The 12,931-nt window shown below is 66.2% G+C and carries 11 protein-coding genes; 1 reads left to right on the forward strand and 10 read right to left on the reverse strand.

Annotation, left to right across the window (positions count from 1 at the left end):
* Positions 1 to 15: 15 nt before the first annotated feature.
* The 4 genes from HNP02_RS15335 to HNP02_RS15350 all read right to left on the reverse strand — a co-directional run bounded on the left by HNP02_RS15335 (position 16) and on the right by HNP02_RS15350 (position 6,543).
* A complete protein-coding gene (locus HNP02_RS15335; protein ID WP_184439750.1) occupies positions 16 to 768 on the reverse strand; it encodes a fumarylacetoacetate hydrolase family protein in 753 nt (250 codons plus the stop codon).
* Between the two features lie 8 nt (positions 769 to 776).
* Positions 777 to 3,737, reverse strand: a complete 2,961-nt coding sequence (locus HNP02_RS15340) for an FAD-binding and (Fe-S)-binding domain-containing protein (protein WP_184439752.1) — start codon at positions 3,735 to 3,737, stop codon at positions 777 to 779.
* A gap of 93 nt (positions 3,738 to 3,830) precedes the next feature.
* Positions 3,831 to 5,162 (reverse strand): MFS transporter, encoded by a 1,332-nt coding sequence (locus HNP02_RS15345; protein ID WP_184439754.1) that lies wholly within the window; start codon positions 5,160 to 5,162, stop codon positions 3,831 to 3,833.
* Between the two features lie 214 nt (positions 5,163 to 5,376).
* Entirely contained in the window at positions 5,377 to 6,543 is a 1,167-nt protein-coding gene (locus HNP02_RS15350) for an aminotransferase class V-fold PLP-dependent enzyme (protein WP_184439756.1), read from the reverse strand.
* Positions 6,544 to 6,644: 101 nt separating this feature from the next.
* Between HNP02_RS15350 and HNP02_RS15355 the strand changes: the two genes are divergently transcribed.
* A complete protein-coding gene (locus HNP02_RS15355) occupies positions 6,645 to 7,373 on the forward strand; it encodes an IclR family transcriptional regulator (RefSeq protein WP_309241565.1) in 729 nt (242 codons plus the stop codon).
* 89 nt (positions 7,374 to 7,462) lie between these two features.
* Here HNP02_RS15355 and HNP02_RS15360 read toward each other — a convergent pair whose 3' ends face one another.
* Genes HNP02_RS15360 through HNP02_RS15385 form a run of 6 tightly spaced genes read right to left on the reverse strand, consistent with a single transcriptional unit; the run spans position 7,463 to position 12,796 of the window.
* Positions 7,463 to 8,461 (reverse strand): LacI family DNA-binding transcriptional regulator, encoded by a 999-nt coding sequence (locus tag HNP02_RS15360; RefSeq protein ID WP_184439758.1) that lies wholly within the window; start codon positions 8,459 to 8,461, stop codon positions 7,463 to 7,465.
* A complete protein-coding gene (locus HNP02_RS15365) occupies positions 8,458 to 9,108 on the reverse strand; it encodes a nucleoside/nucleotide kinase family protein (protein ID WP_184439760.1) in 651 nt (216 codons plus the stop codon). The genes HNP02_RS15360 and HNP02_RS15365 overlap by 4 nt, the downstream gene beginning before the upstream one ends.
* Positions 9,105 to 10,025, reverse strand: coding sequence for a PfkB family carbohydrate kinase (locus HNP02_RS15370; protein WP_184439762.1), 921 nt, complete (start codon positions 10,023 to 10,025; stop codon positions 9,105 to 9,107). Before HNP02_RS15370 ends, HNP02_RS15365 begins: the two co-directional genes overlap by 4 nt.
* Positions 10,003 to 10,797: an ATP-binding cassette domain-containing protein gene (locus tag HNP02_RS15375; RefSeq protein WP_184439764.1), complete on the reverse strand. Its 795-nt coding sequence runs from the start codon at positions 10,795 to 10,797 to the stop codon at positions 10,003 to 10,005. Before HNP02_RS15375 ends, HNP02_RS15370 begins: the two co-directional genes overlap by 23 nt.
* The gene (locus HNP02_RS15380) at positions 10,794 to 11,789 is read right to left on the reverse strand and encodes an ABC transporter permease (RefSeq protein WP_184439766.1); all 996 of its coding nucleotides are present in this window, start codon (positions 11,787 to 11,789) and stop codon (positions 10,794 to 10,796) included. Before HNP02_RS15380 ends, HNP02_RS15375 begins: the two co-directional genes overlap by 4 nt.
* Positions 11,786 to 12,796, reverse strand: coding sequence for a substrate-binding domain-containing protein (locus HNP02_RS15385; protein ID WP_184439768.1), 1,011 nt, complete (start codon positions 12,794 to 12,796; stop codon positions 11,786 to 11,788). Before HNP02_RS15385 ends, HNP02_RS15380 begins: the two co-directional genes overlap by 4 nt.
* Positions 12,797 to 12,931 lie beyond the last annotated feature (135 nt).

Here is a 12,931-nt window from a genome sequence, read left to right on the forward strand (position 1 = left end):
TGAATCGGGGTTCGATCAGCCCCGGTCCGCCACCGTGTTGCGAAGCGTGCCGATACCGGAGATTTCGACCTCGACGATGTCACCGGGCACCATCGGACCTACCCCGGCAGGACTGCCCGTCAGCAGCACGTCCCCGGGTTCGAGCGTGATCCATCGAGTGACGAACGCCAGCAGCTCGCCTATCCCGAACACCATGTCCGAGGTCGATCCGTCTTGGACGACTCGGCCGCCGACCCGGGTGGTGATCTGCAACGCCGACGGATCGGCTATGTCGGTCTCGATCCACGGCCCCATTGGGCAGAAGGTGTCGGAGCTCTTCGCGCGGGTCCACTGTCCGTCGTCACGCCAGTCGTGCGCAGTGACGTCGTTCGCGCAGGTGTAGCCGAGCACGAAGTCCGCCGCACGATCGGCAGGCACGTCCTGGGCGGTGCGGCCGATGACGACGGCCAGCTCGCCCTCGTACTCCAAGCGCCGGACCTCCGTAGGCCGCAGTATGACCGAGTCCGGGCCGGTTATCGCGTTGTGGGACTTGAGGAACAGTGGTGGCTGCTCCGGCCAGGGCCTGCCCTTCTCCGCGATCTGACCGGCGTAGTTGCTACCGGCACAGACGATCGTGCGGGGATCGCATGGGGAGAGCAACGTCAGCTCCGCCAGCTTCCCCACCACGTTGCCCGGCTTGGCATTCCCGCCGGGAAACTCGTGCACTACATCCCCGACCACCACGCCACGCCCGGTCCTCCCGTCAAGCGAGTAGCGAACAAGACGCATTGTGTCTCCTATTCCTGGCCGGGGCCGGCCAACGCCTCGCGTACCAGCTCGACCGGGTGCCACGCGGTGCGGCCAGCTCCGTGGAAGATCTGTTGCCGGCACGACACACCGGTCGCGGCCACGATCGTTTCCTCCGGCTCGGCCGCGAGCGCCGGGAACAGCCGGTCCCCGCCGACGGTGATGGACATGTCGTAATGCTCCGACTCGAAACCGAACGAGCCGGCCATCCCGCAGCAGCCGCCGTCGATCTCCACGACGTGCGCGCCCGGAATCCGGCGCAGCAAGGCCATCGAGGCGGCCGTGCCGACCTCGGCCTTCTGGTGGCAATGACCGTGGAACAGGATCCGCCGCCCCGCGAGCCGGGAATCCGCGCGCAGGGTCAGCCGACCCTCGTCGATCGCTTCGACGAGCAGTTCCTCCACCTGCCTGACCCGGCCCGCGACCGCGTGCACCGACTCCGAGCCGGGCAGCAGTGCGACGTGCTCGTCCCGCAGCATGAACAGGCACGACGGCTCGCAGCCGACGATCGGCGAGCCCGGGTCGGTGTTGGTCGCCAGCGAGCTGACCAACGCCGATGCCTTCTTCCTCGCGTCGTCGAGCAAACCTTTGGACATGCTCGAGCGACCGCAGCAGCCGCCGCCCGCGAGCTCGACCCGCCAGCCCGAGCGCTCCAGCAGTTCGATGGCCGCAGCGCCGATGTGCGGCTCGGTGAAGGTGGTGAACGAGTCGGCGAGCCAGGTGACGGTGCCGGACGACGCCTGGACCCGGGGCACGGCCCGCCGGTGGCGGCGGAACCAGCGGAGCAGGCTGTCCCGCTGGAAAACGGGCAGTGGGCGGGCAGCCGTGATGCCGAGCGCACCGTCCATGATCCGGCGTACGAATGCGGACCGGCCGGGCAGGTTCGATAGGGGGGCCGTCGCGGAGCCGATCCTGTTGAGCAGGCGGATCGAGCCGAAGATGCGCGAGCGCAGCGGGACTCCGTGGATCTCGTGATGATGCGCGAGCGTCTCGGCCTTGAGCGAGGCCATGTCCACACTCATCGGGCACTCGCTCTTGCAGGCCTTGCACATCAGGCACAGGTCGAGGATCTCGTGCAGCCGCTCGCCGCCAAGAGCGGCGTGCGGGTCCGGTTCGGACAGTGCTTTCACCAGCGCGTTGGCCCGGCCGCGGGTGGAGTGCTCCTCGTTGTTGGTCGCGATGTAGGACGGGCACATCACACCCGAAGTGGACTTCCGGCACAGGCCGATGTTCATGCAGCGATCTGCGGCGCCACGCATGCCGCCGACGACCTCGAACCGCAGCGCCGTCGTCACGGGCTGGGCGGGCGGCAGCGCGTCACGGTCGCGCAGGTTCTCGGTCATCGGTGGCGCGTCGACGATCTTGCCCGGGTTCATGCCGTTACCAGGATCGAAGATGCGTTTGACCGTGCGCATCACCTCGTACAGGCGGTCGCCGAAGATCTCCCGGTTGAACTCGCTGCGGGCAAGGCCGTCTCCGTGTTCGCTGGAGTTGACCCCGCCATACTCGGCGACGAGATCCTTGACCGCTTCGGCGACCATGCGCATCTTGATCACTTCGTCTGGTTTCGTCAGGTCGACGAACGGGCGGACGTGAAGGCAGCCGACCGAGCAGTGGCCGTAGAAACCCGCCTCCAGCTGGTGGTCGTCGAGGATCTCCTTGAACCGCCTGGTGTAATCGGCCAGCTGAGCGGGATCGACGGCGGTGTCCTCGACGAAGGCGAGCGGGCGGCGAGTGCCTTCGCCGGCGGCCATCAGCAAGCCCAGGCTGGACTTGCGGACCTTCAGCAACGCCCCTTGATCGGCGGGATTGATCGCGCGCAGCGTGTGGTAGCCGTGCCCGTTCTGCCGCCACAGCCCGTCGAGCCGGTCCAGCTTGGCGATTTGGCTCACTTCGTCGTCACCGGTGAACGAGACGAACAGCAGTGCACCCGGGTCGCCGACGAGGATATTTCCGAGCTCGGCGTATTCGATCTTCTGCCGGGACAGGTCCAGGATCGTGCGGTCCATCAGCTCGACCTGGTGGGGTCCGCAGCTCAACGCATCCGTGGTAGCCGCGATTGCGCTCGCGGTGTCGGTGAAGTGGCCGACGGCGTAGACCGTGCGCGCGGGCTTGGGCACCAGGTCCACGAGAGCGCGGGTGACGATCACCAGCGTGCCCTCCGCACCCACCACGAACTTGGCCAGATCGAACGGATTGTCATCCCCGAAGCCCACCAGTCGGTCGAGCCGGTAACCGCCCGCGCGTCGCCAGAAAGCAGGCATCCCGGCCTGGATGATCTGCTCGTTCGCGCCGACCAGATCCGAAAGCCCTTGGTAGATACGGCCCTCCAGCGTCTCCGCCGTCGCCCTGCGTTTCCGCTCGGCCTCGTCGACGGGTTCCAGACGGGCGCGCGAGCCGTCGGAGAGCACCACGTCCAGTGCCCGCACGTGATCGATCGTCATGCCGTACGTCAGGGAGCCACTTCCCGCGGAGTTGTTGCCGATCATCCCGCCGATCGTGGCCCGGTTGCTGGTTGAGGTGTCCGGGCCGAACATCAGCCCGTGGGCGGCGGCGGCCTGGTTGAGCTGATCCTGCACCACCCCGACCTCCACCAGCGCGGTGCGGGCCACCGGGTCGAGCTCCGCGATCCGGTTCAGGTGGCGCGACAGGTCGACCACCAGGCCGGGTCCCACCGTCTGGCCGGCCAGGCTCGTTCCCGCGCCCCGAGGCACGATCGGCACGCCGAGCTCACCGGCTATCCTCACCGTCGCCGCGACGTCGTCGGCGTGACGGGGAAACACGACGCCCAGCGGAGTGATCGAGTACATGCTGGCGTCGCGGGCGAATATGTGGCGGCTGTACTCGTCGAAGGCCACCTCGCCGTCAATCGCCGCGCTGAGCGCACGCTCTAGGCGCGGGGCCACGCCTGACCGATCAGTCGCGGCTGTATCAGTCGTGGGGAAGGTCATCACGAGTCCTTTCGCGCCGCTGTCATTCGCAACGGGCGCCACCGCGGCGGCCGATCCGCCAGGCGGGCCCGCCGCCACGGTGGCTTAGTTGAGTCACACGGGGTTCGAAGCAGGTTCTTCCTCTTTCGGTACTTTCTCCGTTCCGGCCGGTTCGAGGGTCGTCGCTGCGCGCAACTGTTTGCGCAACGTCAGGACGAGCAGTGCCGCGATGCCGAATACCCCGCCGAAGAACGCCTGGGTGAGCGCGTATCCCCCGCCGCTGAGGTCGCTCAGCCATCCGCCGATGTACGGCCCGAAGAAGCTGCCCAGGTTGCCGACGCCGTTGATGAGGCCCATCCCCGCGCCCGCGGCCGCCACGGGGACGAGCTTGGTAACCGTCGCCCAGAACGGCCCGTACCACGCGATCGAGGCCGCGGTGCCGAGGATCATCGCCCCGAGCACGAACCACTTCTGTTGCGGGGAGATCAGGCTTGCGCCTGCGAGGATCACCGCCGCGGCACCGAGCACCACCGACATATGGGCGACGTGGCTGCCCCGCCGATCCGCCGACCGGCCGACGAGAATGATGGCGGCACCCGCGGCGATTTGGGGGAGGATCGCGACGAAACCCACCTGCATGTCGGTGTGAAAGGCCTTCTTGAGCACGCTCGGCAGCCACAAAGTGAGGCCGAGCAGGCCCATCTGCGTCAACGTGTAAATGAGGGCGAACTGCCACACGATCCGGCTCGTGAAGGCGGCCTTGAACGTCGCCTGATGCTTGAGTGGCTCGCCTTCCTCGATCAGAGAACTCTCGATGAAGTTGCGCTCGGTCTCGGACAGCCAGCCCGCTTTGGCGGGCGTGTCGCGGACCACCGCCAGCCAGGCGATCAGCCCGACGACCAGCGGAGCCCCGCCCTGGATGATGAACATCCAGCGCCAGTCCCCGTAGGTCAGGATGATGCCGGAGAACGGGGCGGCGACTATCGCCGCGATCGGTGTGTACAGCTTGAAGATCGCGTATGCCCTGCTTCGTTCGGCGAATGGGAACCAGCGCCGGATGGTGATCATCAGTGCGGGTTGCACGCCACCCTCAGCCACCCCGAGGAGGAAACGGGCGAAGATGAGTTCGCCGAAGGTGTGGGTGAAGCCGGAGGCCATCGCGGCCACACTCCACAGCACCAATAGGATCGCGACCCACCTTTTCGCGCTCCATCGTTCGGCGATGTATCCGCCGGGGATCTGCAGAAGCAGGTACCCCCAGAAGAAGATGCCGCTCGCCAGACCCTGTTGAGCCCCCGTGAGATGCATGTCGGTCTTGAGGTGGGGCAGCGCGAAACTGATGTTCGTTCGGTCGATGTAACAGATGACATATATGAAGACGATGACCGGCAAGATATAGGTCCATCGCTTCATGTCGGACAGGCGCCGAGGGGCACGCTCGATCAACTACCTACCTCCTTGTAGGTGCGTCGGCGCAGTCGGCGCCGGCTTGGGGCACAGCATTGAGAGTCGAGAGCAGGAGGAGACGCCGGGTTCCGGCGCCGACCTCGCGGATCCGCCGTGCGCCCGTAGCGGGCTTACGACGTGATCCACCGAGAAACCGCTATGGACCGCTGCTCACTTCCTTTCGTCGTCGAAAAAGCCGGTACGCGCCGGGGTTTCATTCGGCACGCAACACCTCCAGCGCGGCTTGGAGCCCGGTGGGGTCGACGTCCACGCCGGCCAGTTCGAGCCCCATCTGGACGCCGGCGAGAGTTCCGGCGAGCGTCAGGTCGTTGAAGTCGCCGAGGTGGCCGATCCGGAGCACGCGCCCGGCGAGCTTGCTCAGGCCGGTGCCCAGTGACATGTCGAAGCGGTCCAGGATGATCTGGCGGACCTTGTCCGCATCGTGTTCCGCTCCCACCAAAACGGCGGTCAGGGAACTGGAGTACTCGCGCTCGTCGGCGCACAGGACCTCGAGGCCCCAGCCCCGGACGGCTGCCCTGGTCGCTTCGGCGTGGCGGTTGTGCCGGGCGAACACGTTGGGCAGCCCCTCTTCTTCGAGGAGTAGCAACGCTTCCCGAAGGCCGTAGAGCAGGTTGGTGGCCGGCGTGTAGGGGTAGAAACCGCGCTCGTTGGCCTCCAGAATGGGCGCCCAGTCCCAGTAAGCCTTCGGCAGCCCCGCCTCCGGTGCGGCGGCGAGCGCTTTCTCGCTGATCGCGTTGAAGCCCAAGCCCGGGGGCAGCATCAGCCCCTTCTGCGAGCAGCTGATCGTCACGTCGACACCCCAGTCGTCATGCCGGTAGTCGATGGACCCCAGCGAGGAGATCGTGTCGACGAGCAGCAGCGCAGGATGACCCGCCTCGTCGATGGCTGCCCGGACGTCCGGTATCCGGCTGGCGACTCCAGTCGAGGTCTCGTTGTGTACGACCATCACCGCCGCGATGCTGTGTGCCGTGTCGGCGGCGAGCCGTTCGGCGACGGCCGCGGGCTGGACACCCCGCCGCCAATCCCCGGGAACGAAGTCGACGACCAGCCCGAGGCGCTCCGCCATTTCACGCCACAGGCTGGCGAAGTGACCGGTTTCGAACGCCAGCACGCGATCGCCGGGCGAGAGGGTGTTGACCAGCGCCGCTTCCCATGCCCCGGTGCCGGAAGAGGGATAGATGACGACCGGACCGCTGGTGCCGAACACCGGTTTGACCCGTTGCAACAAGTCCCGGGTGGCCTCGGCGAAGTCGGGTCCGCGGTGGTCGATGGTCGGTTGCGCGATGGCGCGCAGCACCCGGTCGGGGACGTTGGTCGGTCCGGGGATTTGCAGGAAATGCCGTCCACTGTGAGCGGTCACTACACCAAGTTCCATTCTGTGCTGTGAGATGGCACAATGTGCCGTGAAAAGGTCCGGCGATAGTAGGTATGAGCCGTCGAGGAGTCAAGACATTGCGAAACGTGCTGAACACGCTCCGCGTGTTGGAAGAGGTCGCGTCACGGCAGCCGATCGGCGTCGGCGAGTTGGCTCGTGTACTCGACATGCCCAAGAGTTCGGTGCAGCGTGCGCTGGTCACGCTCCACACAGCTGGGTGGATTCGACCGGCGGCGGGCGAGGTCACTCGGTGGGTGATCACCACCAGGGCGCTCGCGGTCGGCGGTCGGGCCAGCGGCGATCTCGATCTGCGCGGTGCGGCCTTGCCGATCATGGAGGAGCTGCGCCGGCGCACCGGGGAAACCATTCACCTGACGGTCCCCGAGGACGGCAAGATGGTCCTGATCGAGCGGCTGGAGACGGACAAACCGGTACGCACCAGCATGGCGCTCGGGCACGCACTACCCCTGCACGCGTCCGCCAACGGCAAGGCGGTACTCGCGAATAGCAGTTCCGAGGTCCTCAGACCACTGCTAGTCGACGAGCTGCCGCGTTATACCGACACGACGATCACCGACCCCGACGAGCTGCGCGCCGAGCTGGCCGCGATCCGGGAACGGGGGTTCGCCGTCAATCGTGGGGAGTGGAGGTCCGACGTGGGCTCGGTTGCCGCAGCCGTCATGGGAGGTCACGAGAAGCCGATCGCGAGCCTCAGTGTGAACATCCCGATGAGCCGCCTGACCCAGGAATCCGAAGCCGGCTTCGGCGCCGCGGTGTGCCAGGCCGCGGGCAATCTCAGCGCACGGCTTGGCTAGGCGAACCCACCCTCCTTGGCGCGATCGAGCATCGCAACGTAGTGATCGGGTGTTGCCATCGGCATGATCGGAGGTCCTATCGGTGAGCGTTAAGTGCATCCGCACGAATTGCGATGGTGGAACGTCGTCGGCACGCGAATTCGTTGCGGCGCGCCATCGTGTCCCCGAATACGGTCCAAGAGCAGTTGGACCGCGGTGGCGCCGATCGTCTCGACGTCTTGTGCCGCCGCGGTGAGCTTGGGTTCGAAGAGGTCCGACCATTCGAAGTCGTCGTAACACACGAATGCCACGTCGGCCGGAATCGTCAAACCAAGACTGCGGACGGCTTTGAGCGTCCCAATGGTCATGGCGTTGTTCAAGGACACCAGCGCGGTGGGCCGGCTCTCCCCCGACATCAGCGAGTGGACTTCGCGTTCTGCCACGTCTGTGTTGGAGTAGCCGTCGAGGACCAGATCGGCGTCGACCGCAATACCGCGGTCTGCGAGCGCCGTGGAATAACCATCGAATCGCTCAGTGGTGGACGAGATCCCGGCAATCCCGCGCACGACGGCGATCCGACGATGTCCGAGGTCGAGCAGGTGCTCGGTCAACGACCGCGCCGACGAGAAGTTCTCCGGGCCGACCTGATCGCACTCGATGTCGAGGCCGCGGTCGATCAGAACGAGAGGGGTTCCGGTGCGGGTGATTTCGGGGAGAGTGACCCGCTCCGACCCGGCCGCTGGTGCCACGATCATCCCGTCGACCTGCCGGTCCAGAAGTGAGCCGGTGACGCGTTTCTCCGAATCCACGTCGTCGTGGGAATCTCCGACGATCAGCACGTACCCGGCGTCCGACAGCGCCCGTTCCACGGCATGGACCAGGCTCCCGAAGTACGGGTTCGTCAGCGCGGAGATCGAGAGTCCGACCGTGTGCGTGCGCCCTGCCGCGAGTGATCGTGCGACGACGTTGCGCCGGTACCCGGTCTTCTCGATGGCCGCCTCGACGCGCAGGCGAGTGGCCTTGTCGACCTTGCGCGTGCCGTTCAGCACGTGCGAGACCGTGGACGCGGAGACGCCGGCGATGCGGGCGACGTCGACCATCGTGGTCATTGGAGTCGCACGATCCGGTCCGCGCGCCCTGCGGTCGACTCGATCAGTTGGGCATTGCGCTCGTCGGAGCCGAAGGCCCAGAACGCCGCGTCCTCAGGGGACTTGCCGTGCGCCTCGTGTCGGCACAGCAGCCGTGCGTGGCGAACGTCGGTGTCGGGGGCCAAGAACCACACCTCGTCGATGCAGGCCCGTGCCGCCGGCCATGCGTCGGATTCCAGCAGAAGGTAATTGCCCTCGGTGACGACCAGCGGCACCGTCGGCGGGACGGGAATGGACGAGCCGATCGACTCTTCGAGCTCGCGCCGGAACCGGGGCGCGTACACGACTGGGTCGCCCACGCGCTGTGCTCGAAGGGCCGCGATCAGCCGGGCGTACCCGCCGTCGTCGAACGTGTCGTGCGCGCCCTTGCGATCCCGACGCCTCACGTCGATCAGGACTTCGTTGGCCAGATGAAAACCGTCCATGGGAACGAGCACTGCGGTATCCGAGCCCAGAGCGGTGACGAGTTGTTCTGCGACGGTTGACTTCCCGGCTCCCGGGGCTCCGGTAAGACCGAGGATGCGGCGTTCGCCGGGAACGACGAGCGCTTTGGCCGAGTCCAGCAATTGGTCCAGTGTGGCGTCCTGCACGTCGTGCTCGATGGTCACCGTTCTCGCTTTCGAGTCAGCTCAGTGAGGAGTTCGCTCAGCCATGCCCGAGGCCCGACCACCGAACACCGTAGTGCCGCCACGCGAGCTGAGCGATCGATGCGCTCGGCGACGCCGCTCTCGAGCCGGGTCGAGAAGTACGCATACGCACCGTGGAAGGCATCGCCCGCGCCCAGTGTGTCGACAACCACCACCGGTTCCACCGGTACGGACCCGGACGCGCCGTCCGACCACCACTCGACGGGATCGCCGCCGTGCGTGGAGACGACGGTGCGAACACCGCTGCGGACCAGCGCCGCGGCGGTAGACCCCGGGCCGCCGACGCCCGGCATTCGAAAGTCGTTGGAGCACACCATGTCCGTTGCGTACGGAATGATGTCGTCCATCACCGGTTTCCATCGGCCGGCATCGACGACGAGTCTGATGCCCCGTGCAGCCGTCTGTCGAACGGCAGCACTGGCGATCAGGGGGTGGTGCCCGTCGACGAGCACCACGTCGGCATCCGCCACGAGGTCACCGAGGTCTCCAGGTGGCGGCGCGTCGGAGTTCACGGCGTCGAGCGAGACGACCGATCGATCACCCGTCGACTCGACGACTGACACCGCGGAGACGGGCACCGCTCGGGTGGTGCCCGCCGCCGCATCCAGAACGCTGACGCCGTACGCGGCGAGGTCGGCTCGGATCAAATCGGCGAGCGGATCGTCGCCGAGGGCGGTCACGAGGATCGCGTCGCCGCCCAGTGCCGCGAAGGTGACGGCCGCATTCGCGGCGGGTCCGCCCGCAGCGACGAACTGAGCGGTCGACGTGATCTTCTGGTTCACCGCAGGCGCTTTCGCGATGCGGTGAATCACGTCGAGAGTCGCCAACCCGACGAAGACCCCGACGGGAGCCTTCTCAGAGACCGGCGCGTTCCTCATCGGTCGGCTCCTCTGCACCAGTCATGAGCGCGACTACCTCAGACATCGAGCGCTTCTTGGGATCGACGACGCCGGAACGTTGTCCGAGTCGATGGATGTGGATCCGGTCGGACACCTCGAACACGTGCGGCATGTCGTGGCTGATGAGCACCACTGGAATACCGCGGTCGCGGATCGACCGGATCAAGTCGATGACCTGTCCTGACTCCCGAACGCCGAGAGCAGCGGTCGGCTCGTCCATGATGATCACGCCGCGGCCGAACGCGGCAGCCCGCGCCACCGCGACACCCTGACGCTGCCCACCGGACAACGTCTCCACGGCCTGGTTCACGGATTTGATGCCGATCTTGAGGTCCGCAAGGTGCTGCGACGCCTCCTGGCGCATTCTCGGCATGTCCAGTCGGCGGAACAGGCTGCCCGCGATACCTTTTCGTCGCACCTCGCGTCCCAGATACAGATTCGACGCGATGTCGAGAGCCGGTACCACTGCGAGATCCTGGTACACCGTCTCGATTCCGGCTGCCCTGGCGTCTCGGGTGTTCCTGAACGACACGCGTGTTCCGTTCATCAGGATCTCACCCGAGTCTGGGATCACCGCGCCTGCCAAAGCCTTGATGAGACTGGACTTTCCGGCGCCATTGTCGCCGATGACCGCGAGGACCTCGCCCTCGCGGAGCTCGAAGTCAGCTCCGTTGATGGCCGTCACGCTGCCGTACTTCTTGACGAGGCCGCGCGCTTCGAGAACGGGTACGCCGCTCGTCGGGATGGTCATTGTGATCTCCTGCGTGCGAATTGATCCACGGCCACCGCGACGATCACGAGAATGCCGGTCGCGATGTTCTGGTAGAGATTGTCGACGCCGGCCTGAGTGAGACCGTTGCGGAGAACGCCGACTATCAACGTGCCCACCAGTGTGCCGCCGACGCCTCCGCGCCCACCGAACAAACTGGTTCCGCCGATGACCACCGCGGTGATGGTCTCGAGATTGGCGTTCTGGTACGCGTTCGGGTCGGCATTCGGGATTCGCCCGAGAGCAGCCCACGCGGCGATGGCGGCGATCACACCCGTCGTGACGTAGACGGAGAACAGCACCCGCCCGGACTTGATGCCCGAGAGATTCGAGGCCTGCGGATTGCCACCGACAGCGTAAATGTGCTTGCCCCAAGAGGTTTGGGACAGTGCGTACCACATCACGAGGTAGACCAGCAGCATCGCCACGACGCCGAACGTGGTCGAGAACGACCCGATGCGAAAGGACGTGCCCAGGAAGGTGAGCGGTCCCTTCTCCACGCGGTAGGTCTCGGAGCCCGCGAGCAGGCGGGTGGCCGCCTGTATCGCGGTGAACGTTCCCAGCGTGACGATGAACGGTGGCAATCGCAGGGTCGTGACGAGCCCGCCGTTGACCGCACCGAAGACCACGCACACCAGGAGCGTCGACCCGAGCGCCACGACCGGTCCGTTGGCGCCCGCACTCTGCGCCATCACGATGGTTCCGAAGACGGCAACCGCGCCGATCGAGAGATCGATGCCGGAGGTGAGGATGATCAGCGTCTGGCCCACGGCGAGAATGCCGACGACCACCGACTGTTGAAGGATCAGCGACACGTTCTGCGGATTGAGGAACGAATCCGAGACCGCACTGAAGATGACGATGGCGATGACGAGCGCCGCCAGCGGACCGAGCAACGGTTCACGCAGGATGCTCCCCACGTTGAATCGACTCGACACCGATGGCGTCGCGGTAGCGGGAGCGCCAGTGGTCATTTGCTGGCTGTGCCCCAGCAGTTCTTTTCGCCCCATGCGGTGTCCTGCGACTCGAGTCCGGGCACGGGCCTGTCCGTGATCAGCTGCGACCCGGTGTCGTTGAATCCGCTGGGCTTGGTTCCGTCCTTGGCGAACTTGACCACGGCCTGCACACCCAGCTCGGCCATCTTCGCCGGGAACTGCATCACCGTGGCGCCGATCTTTCCGGCCTTCACGTCCGCAACACCGGTGCAGCTTCCGTCGATCGACCCGATGGTGATCTGCGCGGCGCGGTTCGCGGACTGGATCGCTTGGTACGCACCGGCGGCTGCCGGCTCGTTGATGGTGTAGAGCGCGTTGATGCCCGGAGCGCGCTGCAGAATGTTCTCCATCGCGGTCTGCGCCTTGGTCTGGTCACCGTTGGTGTTCTCCCGGCCGACGATCTCCGGTGAGTCGTTCGTGATGCCGAAGCCCTCGAGGAATCCATCGTGGCGGAAGGTGTCGACAGTGCCACCCGGCGTTCCGTCCAGCATCACCACCTGAGGCGCCGCGTTGCCGAGTGCGGCCTTCACCCACTTGCCCTGGCTGACGCCCGCGGCCTTGTTGTCGGTGGCGAAGGTGGCGTCGACCGCGTTTTCGGGGTCGGTCGCGGTGTCGAGAGCGATGACGACGACGCCGGCGTCACGCGCCTTCTTGATCGCGTCGAGCACACCGGTGGACGAGTTCGGGGTGATCAGGATGCCCTTCACGCCCTGGCCGACCATGTTCTCGATGGCCGCGACCTGGCCCTCGTTGTCACCGTCGAACGCACCCGCCAGCGCGATCAACTGGGCGCCGTCCTTGTCGGCCTGCGCCTGGGCGGCCTCACGCAACTTCACGAAGTACGGGTTCGAATCGGTCTTCGTGATCAGTCCGACCTTGACGCTGTCCGAACTCGATCCGCCGCAGGCGGTCAGACCGAGAATCAGCGAGCCTGCCATGAGAACCGTCCCGACCACGTGCAAGTTTCTGTTGCGCTTTCCGAACATCTGGACTCCCTTGTCCCCGATGCGACGCCGGTCGCGCCGCGTGTTGTTCAGGAGCCTAGGTACTGGGCAAGCGCTTGCGCATGCGCTTTCGCGAAATGATTTCCGCCAATTTCGGCTCACGTGGCTTCCGCGACG

This window comes from Mycobacterium sp. AZCC_0083 (assembly GCF_014202335.1).
Classification (GTDB): Bacteria; Actinomycetota; Actinomycetes; order Mycobacteriales; family Mycobacteriaceae; genus Mycobacterium.